The organism is Mesorhizobium sp. (genome assembly GCF_024509055.1).
Lineage (GTDB): Bacteria > Pseudomonadota > Alphaproteobacteria > Rhizobiales > Rhizobiaceae > Mesorhizobium.
The window spans coordinates 1-13,279 of record NZ_JANINM010000467.1 but is presented as its reverse complement, the minus strand read 5'-3'; the positions used below and the strand labels follow the sequence as shown (position 1 = coordinate 13,279).

The 13,279-nt window shown below is 62.7% G+C and carries 12 protein-coding genes; 6 read left to right on the top strand and 6 right to left on the bottom strand.

Annotated elements, in window-relative coordinates; translation table 11 throughout:
• Together Q0L57_RS27055 and Q0L57_RS27050 are read right to left on the bottom strand one after the other, a co-directional pair.
• A partial coding sequence (locus Q0L57_RS27055) for a DUF1326 domain-containing protein (RefSeq protein ID WP_296746147.1) occupies positions 1 to 514 on the bottom strand: 514 nt, incomplete at its 3' end.
• An 11-nt stretch (positions 515 to 525) separates the two neighbouring features.
• Entirely contained in the window at positions 526 to 1,059 is a 534-nt protein-coding gene (locus Q0L57_RS27050) for a DUF2182 domain-containing protein (RefSeq protein ID WP_296746148.1), read from the bottom strand.
• Positions 1,060 to 1,521: 462 nt separating this feature from the next.
• Here Q0L57_RS27050 and Q0L57_RS27045 point away from each other — a divergent pair, with 462 nt between their 5' ends.
• Together Q0L57_RS27045 and hspQ are read left to right on the top strand one after the other, a co-directional pair.
• On the top strand, positions 1,522 to 2,733 hold the full coding sequence (locus Q0L57_RS27045) for a UbiH/UbiF family hydroxylase (protein ID WP_296746146.1): 1,212 nt from the start codon (positions 1,522 to 1,524) through the stop codon (positions 2,731 to 2,733).
• Positions 2,734 to 2,919: 186 nt separating this feature from the next.
• On the top strand, positions 2,920 to 3,243 hold the full coding sequence (hspQ, locus tag Q0L57_RS27040) for a heat shock protein HspQ (RefSeq protein WP_296746145.1): 324 nt from the start codon (positions 2,920 to 2,922) through the stop codon (positions 3,241 to 3,243).
• A 96-nt stretch (positions 3,244 to 3,339) separates the two neighbouring features.
• Here hspQ and Q0L57_RS27035 read toward each other — a convergent pair whose 3' ends face one another.
• On the bottom strand, positions 3,340 to 3,963 hold the full coding sequence (locus Q0L57_RS27035; RefSeq protein ID WP_296746144.1) for an invasion associated locus B family protein: 624 nt from the start codon (positions 3,961 to 3,963) through the stop codon (positions 3,340 to 3,342).
• Between the two features lie 284 nt (positions 3,964 to 4,247).
• Here Q0L57_RS27035 and Q0L57_RS27030 point away from each other — a divergent pair, with 284 nt between their 5' ends.
• From Q0L57_RS27030 to mgtE, 4 genes are all read left to right on the top strand, one after another.
• A complete protein-coding gene (locus tag Q0L57_RS27030) occupies positions 4,248 to 6,068 on the top strand; it encodes an extracellular solute-binding protein (protein ID WP_296746143.1) in 1,821 nt (606 codons plus the stop codon).
• Between the two features lie 19 nt (positions 6,069 to 6,087).
• Positions 6,088 to 6,768 carry a DsbA family oxidoreductase gene (locus Q0L57_RS27025; RefSeq protein ID WP_296746142.1) on the top strand — a complete coding sequence of 227 codons (681 nt, stop codon included), beginning with the start codon at positions 6,088 to 6,090 and terminating at the stop codon, positions 6,766 to 6,768.
• A 510-nt stretch (positions 6,769 to 7,278) separates the two neighbouring features.
• Positions 7,279 to 9,171 (top strand): ABC transporter ATP-binding protein/permease, encoded by a 1,893-nt coding sequence (locus Q0L57_RS27020; protein WP_296746141.1) that lies wholly within the window; start codon positions 7,279 to 7,281, stop codon positions 9,169 to 9,171.
• Positions 9,172 to 9,554: 383 nt separating this feature from the next.
• Complete coding sequence (gene mgtE, locus Q0L57_RS27015; protein ID WP_296746140.1) at positions 9,555 to 10,919, top strand: magnesium transporter; 1,365 nt, start codon at positions 9,555 to 9,557, stop codon at positions 10,917 to 10,919.
• A gap of 44 nt (positions 10,920 to 10,963) precedes the next feature.
• Here the strand turns inward: mgtE and gor are convergent, their stop codons facing one another.
• From gor to Q0L57_RS27000, 3 genes are all read right to left on the bottom strand, one after another.
• On the bottom strand, positions 10,964 to 12,352 hold the full coding sequence (gene gor / locus Q0L57_RS27010; RefSeq protein WP_296746139.1) for a glutathione-disulfide reductase: 1,389 nt from the start codon (positions 12,350 to 12,352) through the stop codon (positions 10,964 to 10,966).
• Positions 12,353 to 12,471: 119 nt separating this feature from the next.
• Positions 12,472 to 13,095 (bottom strand): DUF2059 domain-containing protein, encoded by a 624-nt coding sequence (locus tag Q0L57_RS27005; RefSeq protein ID WP_296746138.1) that lies wholly within the window; start codon positions 13,093 to 13,095, stop codon positions 12,472 to 12,474.
• A partial coding sequence (locus Q0L57_RS27000; protein ID WP_296746137.1) for a ribose-5-phosphate isomerase A occupies positions 13,082 to 13,279 on the bottom strand: 198 nt, incomplete at its 5' end. The genes Q0L57_RS27005 and Q0L57_RS27000, both read right to left, overlap by 14 nt.

The following is a 13,279-nucleotide window of genomic DNA, read 5'->3' as shown; positions in this document are numbered from 1 at the left end:
CGATGATTTCCGGCGCGATCCAGTATTCGGAATTGGTGATCACCGTATCCTTCTCGCGATCCTTGCCGGGAATTGGCGTCACCGCGCCGTCGATGATCTTCGGTATCTGGAAAACCCGCGTCCTGTCCCGTGTCTCATAGGTGATCGGCACCTGCTCGACGCCGAGAAACTTTCCAACGAGGATCGAAAGCAAGGAGGTGGTGCCGCCCGCCTTGCCGGTAAAAATCTTGGTAAGCGCCTTTACCGCGTAGATCGAGGCGCGCTGGTCGATGAACAGGCCCGCCGTCCAGTTGCCGCGGCTCATATAGCCCGGGATTTCCATGATCAGGCCGAGATTGAGGCCGGAGAGATCGACCTCGCCGAAATGGCCGGCGTCGATACGGAAACCGGCCCAGGTCTGGCAATAGCCTTCGGTCGGCGGATGGCTGCCGAGCGAGAGCACGCAGGGGCAAAAAACCGTGCAATTGCAGGAGAGTACCAGCTCTCCCTTCATCGCCCAGCTTTGATCCGTCATCGTATTCTCCCTCAGGCCGAACCTAATAGCAGCGCGGCTGCCCACACAAGCAGTATCGCACCGGCCAGCCTGCTTGCCATCCTGCCTTGCGTCTGTTTTTCGATCAGGGTGAACAGGCCGATCAGCGCCATCCAGAAGATGTTCATTGCGCCCACGGCAAACATCACCAGCATAAGCGCCCAGCAGCACCCGAGGCACCATATGCCCTGTTCCATCCCCAGCCGGAAGATGCGCTGGGGCCGGGTGCTCCAGTTGGCAAACAGAACCGAAAACGGGTTCCGGCACTTTTTCAGACAGGCCTGTTTCAACCCGGAAAACTGATAGAGGCCGGCAACAAGGAGAGCGGCTGCACCGGCCAATCCCACGACGGGATCGAGCATTTGTCCCTGAGCGGCAAAGGGGTAGATCGCGAGCGTCAGCGCGGCAAACAGGGCCGACGCAACAAGCCAGGTGGAGAGATATCCGGCAACCAGAACAAGTGGATGGACGACCGGCTCTCCCTTGATCCTGGCGGTATCCGCGATCTCGCAATAGGTGCGTATCATCGGCGCCGCCGAAGGCAGCATCGCCGCCACCGCCATCAGGAACCACATCAGGATCAGTGCCAGCGCCTGCATGCCCATCGAGCCCGCGAGCGGCGCGGGCGCGAGGCAAAGGTTGAAGAGGCGGTCGAGGAAGTCAGGCAACGGCAACCGAGGCAGGTTTCTCAGCAACGCATCGCCGGGAGCACCACCAGCAAGGCGGCTCTCTGCGCCGCGGATCGCCATGGCGGCGAGGACGAGCCAGGCAAGGAGCACGCTCACGCCGACAGAGAGCGTCACCGCCAGGCGCGGGTTGCGCGCAAGGCTTGCCGTGGCGCGGCCGGCGCGGTCGAGATGGCTGAAATCATGCTGCTGGCCGGTCATGGCATCTCGAATGGGCCGAATCGCCGCGTTGATCAAGCCGGCTGATCTGACCTATACCCATCCCGAGGCCCGACGGGCCGCCTTTCAGCGTGGGAGCCTGGCGTGGAGCACCGCGAGACAGCCCGGATACTGGTAGCCGGCAGCGGCCCGGCCGGCCTGATCGCCGCACTCGGCTTTGCCGAGGCGGGCTTTGCCGTAACCCTGGCCGGCCCGGAGGTCACCAGCAGCGATGGCCGCACCACCGCGCTCATGAACCCTGCGCTGAAGATTCTCGACCGGATGCGCGTGCTCGACGAGCTCAGGCCCGAGGCCGCTCCGCTCAAGGTCATGCGCATCGTCGATGCGACTCGCCGCCTGATCCGCAGCCCGACCGTCACCTTCCGCGCCAGCGAGATCGGCGAAGAGCAGTTCGGGCTCAATCTGCCCAACAAGGTGCTGATCCCGGTGCTCGCCAGCGCCGTTTCCGCCCATGCGGGCATTGAATGGCGTAGATCGATGGTCGGGTCATGGCGGCTCGACGCCGATCAGGCCCATGCTGCCCTGGCGGACGGCAGCGACGTTTCCGCCGCGATGGCGGTAGCCGCGGACGGGCGGCTGTCGCCGGCACGCGAGGCTGCAGGCATCAGAGCGTCCGCCCGGCCGTACCCCCAGTCGGCGCTGGTCCTCAATTTCGCGCATCGCAGCGAGCATGGCTTCGTCTCGACGGAGTTCCACACCGAAACCGGGCCATTCACACAAGTTCCGCTGCCGGGCAAACGCTCCAGCCTTGTCTGGGTTGTGAAGCCGGAAACGGCAGAGGAACTTGCCGCACTGGACGACGCGACGCTGTCCGCGCGGGTCGAGGAACAGATGCAGTCGATGCTTGGGCGGGTCTCGGTCGAGCCTGGCCGCCAGGTCTACCCATTGTCGGCCGCCTCGCCCGGGCGGTTCGCCCAGAACCGCGTGGCGCTTGTCGGCGAAGCGGCCCATGTGTTCCCGCCAATCGGCGCCCAAGGCCTCAACCTCGGCATCCGGGACATAGACGACCTGATCGGGATCGCATCCGAAAATCGTGACGACCCTGGGTCGAGGAAGTGCCTGGCCGCCTATGATACCAGGCGCCGGCCGGACATACTGGCGCGCAGCAGCGCGGTGAACCTGCTCAACATGTCGCTGCTTTCCGACATGCTGCCGGCCCAGCTCGCGCGCAGCGCCGGCCTCAATATCCTGGGCAGCTTCGCCCCGCTGCGCGCCTTCTTCATGCGTGAGGGCTTGCGGCCGGGCAGCGGCTTCGGAGCGCTGGCCGGGGACCTGAAGAAGCAGGCCGGACGATAGAGCGCGGCAGTCCTTGGACTTTGGATGTATCCGATGGTCCGCGGCTCATGTCGCGGCATTGAATTGAGGCGTCATCTGAGCCAAATAGGCCACAGCCCGAAAGTCGGGGTCGATTTTTGGCTGCGAGGGTGTAATTTCAAGTGCTTAGGACGTGCGACGCAAATGGCGCCGAGTAGTGAGTGCGCGATGAAGACGGCTAAGTTCGCGATCGGACAAGTGGTTCGCCACCGGCTGTTCCCGTTCCGTGGCGTGATCTTCGATGTCGATCCGCAATTCGCCAACACCGAGGAGTGGTACGAGGCCATTCCAGCGGAGATGCGTCCGCGCAAGGATCAGCCCTTCTACCATCTCCTCGCAGAGAATTCCGAGACCGAGTACATCGCCTACGTGTCCGAGCAGAACCTGCTCGAGGACCGGTCCGGCGAGCCGATCCACCATCCGCAGATCGGCGAGATGTTCGACAAGCTTCCCGATGGCCGCTACGAACCGAAGCGCCAATCCAGGCACTGACGCCCCAGTCGGCGCACGGCGACCAGGGCGGCCGAGCCGGGCAATAAAAAAGCGGGGCAAATGCCCCGCTTTTTTTGAATGGAATCCCTCGGACGATCAGTTCGAGGTCTTCGCCTTGTCCTGCTCGTCCTTGAGCTTCTTTGCGAAGTCCTGGTTGTTCTTGGCAACGAAGTCCTGCAGCTTCTTCTGGCGGTCCTCGATGTCGGACTGCTGCATAGGCGGGCCGTCATAAGCTTCGCCGAAGCCCTGCAGCGCGACCTTGATCGGGTTCGGCTGGTTCTGGAAGTTGACCGACGTTAGCGTCAGCGACTTGCCTTTCCTGAACGAGCCGACGAGCTGATCGGTCAGCGGCACTTCGGCCACGCAACGATCCGGGAAGCAGATGACATAGTCGAGCTTCTGCGCCTTGCCCGTATCGATCTGCAGGCCGATGCCCGGAGGAACGAGGCGGCCGGTCGGGACCGTCACCTGGAAAACCTTGCGGTTCACCTTGCCCTTCAGCTCGATAAGGCTGATGCCGGTGACAAGCTGGCCGTTGCCTGCGGTGACGATGTTCTGCACGTTGCAGATATCGACATCTTCCTGCTTGGTGCAGGCCTTGAACCAGCCCTGCGGTGGCTGTTGCTGCGCCGAGGCGGTGAAAAGCCCGGCGCCCAGAACGCCGACCACGCCTGCGGCCAGCACCGAAAGGCGGTACGCGTTGCTCGTCATATGGTGCACTTTCCTCTCAAATGATCCCGGGAACCGGCATCGTGGTGCCGTGTGGTCCAGCTACCTGTTGCCGAAATGAGGCAACAGCATGACTTCGGAGGGCGTGTTACACCGCCAGCGGCGCCGAATCCAGCCCGGGTTCGGCGATTCTTGAGGGTCGATCCGGCATCCCGATTTTTCGTGCTGCACGAGGCTGCCGCACATCAGCACCCATGGTGCGCCCGATTCAATCGAGCGGCGAAATGCTCTAGGGTGCATGCCGAATCACAAAGCCGCCCGGCAAGGAGACGGTCATGGACCGCGTTCTCGTCCGGCTGATCGCCGCGACCTCGTTTCTGGCCCTTTCGCTCCTTCCGGCCCTGTCGGAACCGAAGCACGGCATCGCCATGCAGGGCGAGCCGGCGCTGCCGCCGGACTACACCCATTTCGACTACGTCAATCCCGACGCGCCCAAGGGCGGCAGCGTCACCTATTGCGTCGTCGGCTCTTTCGACAACCTCAACCCCTTCATCCTGAAGAGCCTGCGTACGACCGCGCGCGGCATGATCGACACCATCTATGGCAATCTGGTCTTCGAGCCGCTGATGCAGCGCAACTACGACGAGCCCTTCAGCCTCTACGGCCTGCTCGCCGACAGCGCCGACATGGACCCGGAACGCAAGAGCATCGAATTCCATCTCAACCCGAACGCAAAATGGTCGGACGGGCAGCCGGTGACGCCGGAGGACGTGCTGTTCACCTATGACGTCTTCGCCGCCAAGGGCCGTCCGCCCTACAGCGATCGCATGGGCATGATCGCCAAGCTGGAGAAGACCGGCGAGCACAGCGTGAAATTCACCTTCAACGACAAGGCCAATCGCGAGTTTCCGTTGATCATCGCGCTGACGCCGATCGTCCCGAAGCACGCCTTCGACAAGGACACGTTCGACAAGACAACTTTGAAGCCGCTGATCGGAAGCGGTCCCTACACCGTCGACAGGGTCGAACCCGGCCAGCGCATCGTCTTCAAGCGCAATCCGGACTATTGGGGCAAGGACATCCCCTCGAAGCGCGGCTTCGACAATTTCGACCAGGTCACGATCGAGTACTTCCTCAACGCCAACGCCAAGACGGAAGCGTTCAAGAAAGGCATCTGCGCCATCGACGACGAGACCGACCCGGTCAAGCGAGAGCGCGACATCGACTTTCCGGCTTTCCGCAAGGGCGAAGTGAAGGCGGAAAACTTCGATACCGGCATTCCACCGGTCGTGACTGGATTCCTGTTCAACACCAGGTCGCCGAAATTCTCAAATCCGGTCGTGCGGCGCGCGCTCGGCATGCTCTACGACTTCGAGTGGGCGAACAAGAACCTGTTCGCGGGCAAGTACAATCGCACCATGAGCTACTGGCAGAATTCGGAGCTTTCCGCCCTCGGCCACCCCGCCGACGACCGCGAGAAGGCGCTGCTTGCGCCCTACCCCGGCCGCGTGCCCGCAGATGTCATGGACGGCACCTGGCGCCCGCCGGTCACCGACGGCTCGGGCCAGGACCGCAAGGTGCTGAAAGCGGCTTTCGAGCTTCTGATCGCCGCCGGCTACCACATTCAGGGTGGCAGGATGCTCGACCCGCAGGGAACCCCCTTCGGTTTCGAGATACTGACGGCTTCGCAGGATGAAGAGCGCCTGGCGGCGCTCTACCAGCGCACGCTGGAAAAGATCGGCATCGAGGTGACGATCCGGAGCCTCGACGGCGACCAGATCCAGTCGCGCAAGCAGCGGTTCGACTTCGAGGTGCTTGTCGGATCGAGCGGCTTCAACAACTCGCTGTCGCCCGGCAGCGAGCAGGTTGGACGCTGGGGCTCGATTGCGGCCAGGCAGGAAGGTTCCTTCAACCTGGCCGGCGTCGCCGATCCGGCGGTCGACGCGGCGATCGACGCTATGCTCAACGCGCGTGCCAAGGAAGACTATGTCGCCGCTGTCCGCGTACTGGACCGGCTGCTCATCGCAGGCAACTACATGGTTCCAATGCAATACAATTCGCAACAATGGCTCGCCTACTGGGCCTATCTGGAACATCCGCAAAAGACCCCCATATTCGGCTATCAGCTGCCGGCCTGGTGGCGAAAGCCCAACTGAGGCAACGAAGGAGACGAGCATGAGCGCCGAGACCTCCATCACCGTCGACGTGGTGTCCGATGTCGTCTGCCCCTGGTGTTTCATCGGCCAGAAACGGCTCGACAAGGCGATCGCCGCTAGCGGCGATGTCGACGTGCATGTTCGCTGGCGGCCGTTCCAGCTCGACCCGACCATTCCACCCAAAGGCATGGATCGGCGCGAATACATGCTGGGCAAGTTCGGTAGCGAAGAGCGCATCAGGCAGATCCACGCTCGCATCGAACCGCTCGGCGAGGCTGAAGGCATCTCCTTTGCTTTCGACGCCATTAAGGTCGCGCCCAACACGCTCGATGCGCATCGCGTCATCCGCTGGGCGGGCGCCGCCGGCGAGGACGTTCAGAACCGGCTGGTGCGCCGCCTCTTCCAGCTGAATTTCGAGGAAGGCGCCAATCTGGGCGATCACGCCGTGCTCGTCGAAGCCGCCCGCGAGGTCGGCATGGACGCATCGGTGGTTGAGACGCTGCTGCCGACCGATGCCGATGTCGATGACGTGCGCAACGAGATCGCGACGGCATCGCGCATGGGCATCACCGGAGTGCCCTGTTTCCTGCTCGAAGGCAAATATGCGGTGATGGGCGCGCAGGATGCCGATACGCTCGCCGATGCGATCCGCCAGGTCGCCGGGGCGAAGGCCCGCGGCGAACTGGAAACAGCAGGCTGAGCAAGCCTGTTTCACCTTGCCTGAGCTGACGGCGCCCGGCGCGGCCGGTTTCGAATCCTAAGCCATTTTGGCGCCCTCAAACGATGGGCCAGGAGAGCTTTCGCGAGTTCCCGGGCCATACTTTTTCCGCAATTCGAAGCGCCTGGCGCTAACAATTCCGGTCGACCCGGCATGAAATCCGGTTCACAAAACCGTGTTTTCGGTTTCCCCTAGGGAAACAGCGTCGCGATCTTCGGGTCCGCTCCAACCTACTGAAATCAAAAGCAATATTGCCACATGAATCACCTGTGGCGCGGCACTTGCTGTTGCCATGCTGCAACGCGGGGTAACCAGGTTCACATTCTCCGGGAGAAAATTAATGGAAAATGATCAATTGGTGTTACTCTGTGTAACAAAACCAAGAAAGGTTTGGGCGGGATCGTGATTCGGGTCGGTAGACCGCGACGTACAGTACCGGAGCCAACATCCAGCGAGGCCGCAAAATCCTCGCCCCTGACGCCGGTATCGTCGATGCGTACTTTCTGGGGGCTGATGCGGGCCTACTGGTTCTCCGAGCGCTGGAAGGAAGCCTGGACGCTCACCCTTGTCATTGCGCTGCTCACCGCGCTCTCCAGCAAGGCTGGTGTCTGGTTTGCCGTTGCATCGGGTGAACTGGGCAATTCGATCGCCTTCCTCCACGACGCGGCCAACCCCCACCCGTTGCAGACGATCCTGACCAATGCCGGCATATTGGTGCTGCTGGTTGTCTTGAAGGATGCCGGCTTCACCGGCGTGCGCAATCTCGTTTCAACGACCTTGCACCGCAAATGGCGAGGCTGGTTGAACAACCAGTTCAACCAGGCCCTGCTTGACGGCAATCATACGCATTTCCACGCACAGCACGGTTCGGTGGCCGGCGGCATCGTCGCCCCCGATAACATCGACCAGCGTGTCCAGGAATCGATCAAGGACATGACCGGCGGTGCCATCGGTCTTGCCATGGGCGTACTGGGTGTGGCGACTTCGCTCTATTTCATCGGCGAAAACCTGATCGGGTCGTCTGTCGAAGTTAAAGGCCTGGAATTCCTGGGCAGCTACGGCACTGCCGTGCTGGCTTTCCTGGCCGTCGCCACTTACGTGCCGTTGAACACATGGATCGCGGTGAGGCTTGGGCGCCTACTTGAGCGGCTCAACGTCCGCATGCAGCAGTCGGAGGGCAGCTACCGCAGCGAGCTGATCACATTCCTGCGGCGCAGCTTCCACGTCGCCGCCTCGCACGGTGAAGGCGTGCAGAAGTCGATGCACGACAGGCTCTACGTCGATATCGACAAGACATGGGGCCGGCTCAATGTCGTCAACACCAGCTACACATCGTTCGAACTGATCTATAATTTTGTCGGCGCCCGTATTGTTGCCTACGCTCCGGGCTTGGTGTCGTTCATCCATAACCGCCTGGACTACAAGGGCTACATCACCGGCTCCGAAATGGTCGCCCAGCTGATCAGCCAATGTTCGTGGTTTATCCATGTCATGCCGGCTATCGCTTCGCTGCGAGCCAACAGCCAGCGTGTGACAGAGCTCGCCAACGCCATCGAGAACGTCCAGCAGCCGCAGGAGTTCTACCGACAGACCGGTCGCTCGGACTTCGCCTACGGCAGCCAGAACCCAGTGTTCGGCCTGACGATCCAGAAGCTCGAACTGGCGCATCAGGGCGAGGACGCTACGCCGTTCCTCAGCGCCGCGAACCTGCGCTTCCGCCGCGGCGAGTGGACCTTCCTCAAGGGCGAGTCCGGCACCGGCAAGACCTCGCTGATCAAGGCGATCAACGGCCTATGGCCCTATGGCCGCGGCACCATCGTCTTTCCGGAAGGCGTGACGAGCTTCTACGCTGCCCAGGAGGTCAAGCTGCCGCAAGTCTCGCTGAAGCAGTTGGTCTGCCTGCCTGGCCCGGAGGACGATCACAGCGACACGCAAGTGGCTGCAGCGTTGTATAAGGCCGGGCTCGGCGACTTCATCGGCCATCTGGCCGATGAAAGCCGCGAGGGCAAGATCTGGGACCAGATCCTATCCGGTGGCCAGAAGCAGAAGCTGGTGGTTGCCCGCATAGTCCTGCAGCAGCCGGGTCTGCTTTTCCTTGACGAAGCGACCGGTGCGCTCGACCCCGACGGCAAGGTCGCCTTCCACCAGGCGATCAAGGACAATTGCCCCGATGTCACTGTGATCAGCGTGATGCACGAGGCGGTGCCGCCGCGCTCGCTCTCAGGCGAGGAATTCTATCATAGCCTGGTCTCGATCGCCGACGGCGTCGCCACCAAGAAGCCGCTGGTTCCCAGCCTGCCGCGCGAGCTCACGACGATCCTCGCACAACCGCGGCCGGCTGAAGACAAATGGCTGCGCTTCTCCCGCAGGCTGAAGCAGAAATAGCAGTCATACCAAGGCTTTGCCCGACTGCCGCGGCCCGGCTGGGACCGTTACCCATCACAGTCTCGCGATCCAACCTCCCCTTTGTGCGTTTTCCGCTCGCTTGACGATTGACACGGCAAAACGCCTTCCTATGTTGCGCCGGCTCGCGGTATTCCAACCTGCGGCGCCGTGTGCAATTTTGGATGCACAGAGGGGCTGTGGAACCTTAGAATTCGTGCATGGTTCCTTCCGAAAACCGAAAATCGTTTTCGGGGGTCATGCGCTAGCCCCGCGGGAAGAAAGGTCAACGCGCCATGCCTGGCGACAGTCGCAGTCGAATGCAATCGCCGTCCGCCTGACGTGGCCTGATCGGCTCACGTCCGCCGGACGGCAAGGAGTGAGCCATGAACGAATTTGCCCCCGTAGCGGACGACGAAGCCGTCGCCATTGCACGTGTCCTCGCCAACGACCACGTCGCCGATGTCGTCGAGGCGCTCAACCATGAACCGCGGGAGACGGCCACAGAGCTGCTTTGCGAGGTCCCGTTCGAACGGTTGGTCGAAATCTTCGACCAACCGGAGTTGGAAGGCGCGCCTGAACTGGCGCAGGCCCTGCCCCGCGCCAAGGCGAGCAAGTTGCTCACCGCCATGTCGGTCGACCGCGCGGCCGACATCCTGCGCGAGCTCGACGAACCGGCCCGCTCCGAACTGCTAGGCGCGCTGACACCGTCGCTGCGCGCGACACTGCTCTCCATTCTGGGCTACCCCGAAGGCAGCGCCGCTTCGATCATGACCACCGAGTTCGTCAGCGTGCCCTCGGACTGGACCGTCGGCCGCACGCTTGACTACATCCGCAAGGTCGAGCGGACCCGCGAGACGGTCTACGCCATCTATATCACCGATCCGGAGACGAACCTCCTGCTGCGCGCGACTGGTCTGCGCCGCCTGATCACCGGCGAGCCGGACGATCCGATCCTGTCGGTCGCGCCAGATCGCACACCGGTGACGGTGACGCCGTTGACAGACCGGGAAACCCTTGCACAGACAATCTCAAAATACGACCTGCTTGCATTGCCGGTCGTCGACCACGGCAAGGTCCTCGGCATCGTCACAGTCGACGACATCATCGACTCGATAGTCGAGGAGACGACGGAAGATGTGCACCGTTTCGGCGGCATGGAGGCCCTTGACGAGCCCTATATGAAGATGGGGTTCCTCGCCATGATCCAGAAGCGCGCGGGCTGGCTTTGCGCGCTGTTCCTCAGCGAGATGCTCACCGCCAACGCCATGCAGAGCTACGAGAGCGAGCTGGAGAAGGCGATCGTGCTCACCCTGTTCATTCCGCTGATCATGAGCTCCGGCGGCAATTCCGGCTCGCAGGCTACCTCGCTTGTCATCCGCGCCATGGCGTTGCGCGAGATCGGCCTTCGCGACTGGTGGCGCGTTGCGCTGCGCGAGTTGCCTACCGGCCTTGTGCTTGGGGCGATCCTCGGCGTCGTTGGCATCTGCCGCATCGCGCTCTGGCAGTATTTCGGTTTCTACGACTACGGCCCGCATTGGGTGCTGATCGCCGCGACCGTCGGCGGGGCCCTGGTTGGCATCGTCACCTTTGGCTCGCTGTCGGGGTCGATGCTGCCCTTTGCGCTGAAACGCGTCGGCTTCGACCCGGCCAGCGCCTCGGCGCCTTTCGTCGCCACGCTCGTCGACGTCACAGGCCTGGTGATCTACTTCTCGGTCGCTTTGGTCATCCTGCGCGGCACGCTGCTTTAAACCTTCGCCGCCGCCGGCAGAGCCGGCGGCCTCCGCACACAGGCTCAGACGCGCTCGCCGTTCTTCACGCGATAGGTCGGCTTGTACATGGTGACGAGCTCCTCCGCCGCGGTCGGATGGACTGCCATGGTGCGGTCGAAATCGTCCTTCGTCAGCCCCGCCTTCAGCGGAATGCCGAGAAGCTGCGCCATCTCGCCGGCATCGGGTCCCAGAACATGGGCGCCAAGCACCTTTCGCGATGCGCCGTCGACCACCAACTTCATCAGCATCTTCTCGTCGCGCCCGGACAGCGTGTGCCGCATCGGCCTGAAGGTAGCGCGATAGACCTCGATGTCTTGAAAACGCCTGACCGCCTCGTCCTCCGAAAGGCCGACGGTGCCGATCTCCGGCTGGGAAAACACCGCCGTCGGAATGGTGTCGTGGTCGGGGCTGGTCGGATTGCCCTTGAAGGCCGTCTCGATAAAGCACATCGCCTCGTGGATCGCGACCGGCGTCAACTGCACGCGGTGGGTGACGTCGCCGATCGCCCAGATGTTGTCGATGTTGGTGCGCGAGTATTCGTCTACGACGACCGCGCCTGTCTTGCCGAGTTCCACGCCGACGCCTTCGAGCCCCATGTTCTCGGTGTTCGGGATGCGCCCGATGGCCAGCATGACCTGGTCGACCGTCAGCATCTGGCCGCTCGATAGCGAAACTTCCAGGCGTCCGCTCGCGTTCTTGCTCACCCGTTGCGACACCGCGGGGCAAAGTATCCTGATCCCCTTCTTCTCCATGGTTTCATGCAGCAAGCGGCGCAGATCCATGTCGAAGCGCGACAGTATCTCCTGGCCGCGATAGACCAGCGTGGTCTCGACGCCCAGTCCATGGAAGATGTTGGCGAATTCGACCGCGATATAGCCACCGCCTTCGATCATGATCGCCTTCGGCAGTTGCTTGAGGTCGAACACCTCGTTGGAGAAGATGCAATGCTCATGACCGGCCAGCGCCGGATGCGGCGCTGGCCTGCCGCCGGTGGCGATGAGAATCTGGTCCGCGCTGACGGTGCGGTCCTCCGCGATCAGATACACCTGGTGGCGATCGACAAGCATTGCGCGTGAATGGAACGTCTGGCCGCCAGCGCCCTCGACGTTCCTCTTGTAGATCGCCTCGAGCCGGGCGATCTCCTTGTCCTTGTTGGCAACCAGCGTCGGCCAGTCGAAACTGGCTTCCGGAACCGTCCAGCCATAGCCGGCAGCGTCGGCGAAATGCTCAGGGAACTGCGACGCATAGACGTAGAGCTTCTTGGGCACGCAGCCTCGAATGACGCAGGTGCCGCCGAAGCGATATTCCTCCGCGATAGCGACGCGCTTGCCGAGGGCCGCTGCCACGCGGGCCGCCCTCACCCCGCCTGAGCCACCGCCGATGACGAAGAGATCGTAGTCGTAACCGGCCATCGGTTGGGCTCCTGCGGTGAGACGATGTTAGTGCCAGAGGTAGGCTGCAAAGCAGCAAAAGAAAAGCCCGGGAAACCCGGGCTTTTCTGGTCCAGCAGCTGTGAGCCGGGTGAAACGGATCAGTTCTGCGAATCGTCCGCAGGCGCCGAATTGTCAGCCGGGGCCGCGTTATCGGCGGGCGCCGCGTTGTCGGCGGGGGCAGTGGCATCGGGCGCCGGAGCCGGAGTGGCCGGCGCGGCGGCCTTGGCCGCGGCGGCGAGCGTTTCGCCGACCTGCTGGGCGAGATCGCGAGCAATGCCGTTCTGCCAAATGTCGGCGGCCTTCACGAGGTCGCGCGTCACGGCCGGGCCGTTATCCAGCAGCTTCTTGCCGGCATCGGAATTATAGAAGGTCGCGATGTCGTTGAGGTCTTTTTCCGAAAATACCTTGGCGTAGGCGACAGCCGCCTCCTTCTCGAGGTCGGCGCGCCGCGACGCCAGCGCCATGGCCTTTTCGGTGATGGTCTTGCCGATCAGCTCCTGCATGTCCGGGTTCTTCTGGATCAGTTGCTGCTCGAGCGCCGCCGCCGCCTGCGGCAGGATGGTGTCGAACGGGTCGGTCGCATGGATTGCCGCCACAGCGGCGCGCGCTGCCTTGAGATGCGATTCGGTGACGTCCTGCGAAAACGCCGGCGAGGACAGCGCGAGGACGGCCGAGGCCGCCAGAATGGTCGAAAGGCGGCGAACCCGTTTATGCAACATCATGGTCGATAGAACTCCCTGGTTTTCGGGCGGCATGGACGGTTTGGATGCCGTCGCCGCCGGCGATGATGGCCGTTGACGCCAGCCCGATGAAAAGACCGTGCTCGACAACGCCTGGAATGGCATGGAGAGCATTCGAAAGCGCTCTTGTATCCGGAATGCGGCCAAAAGATGCATCGAGGATAAA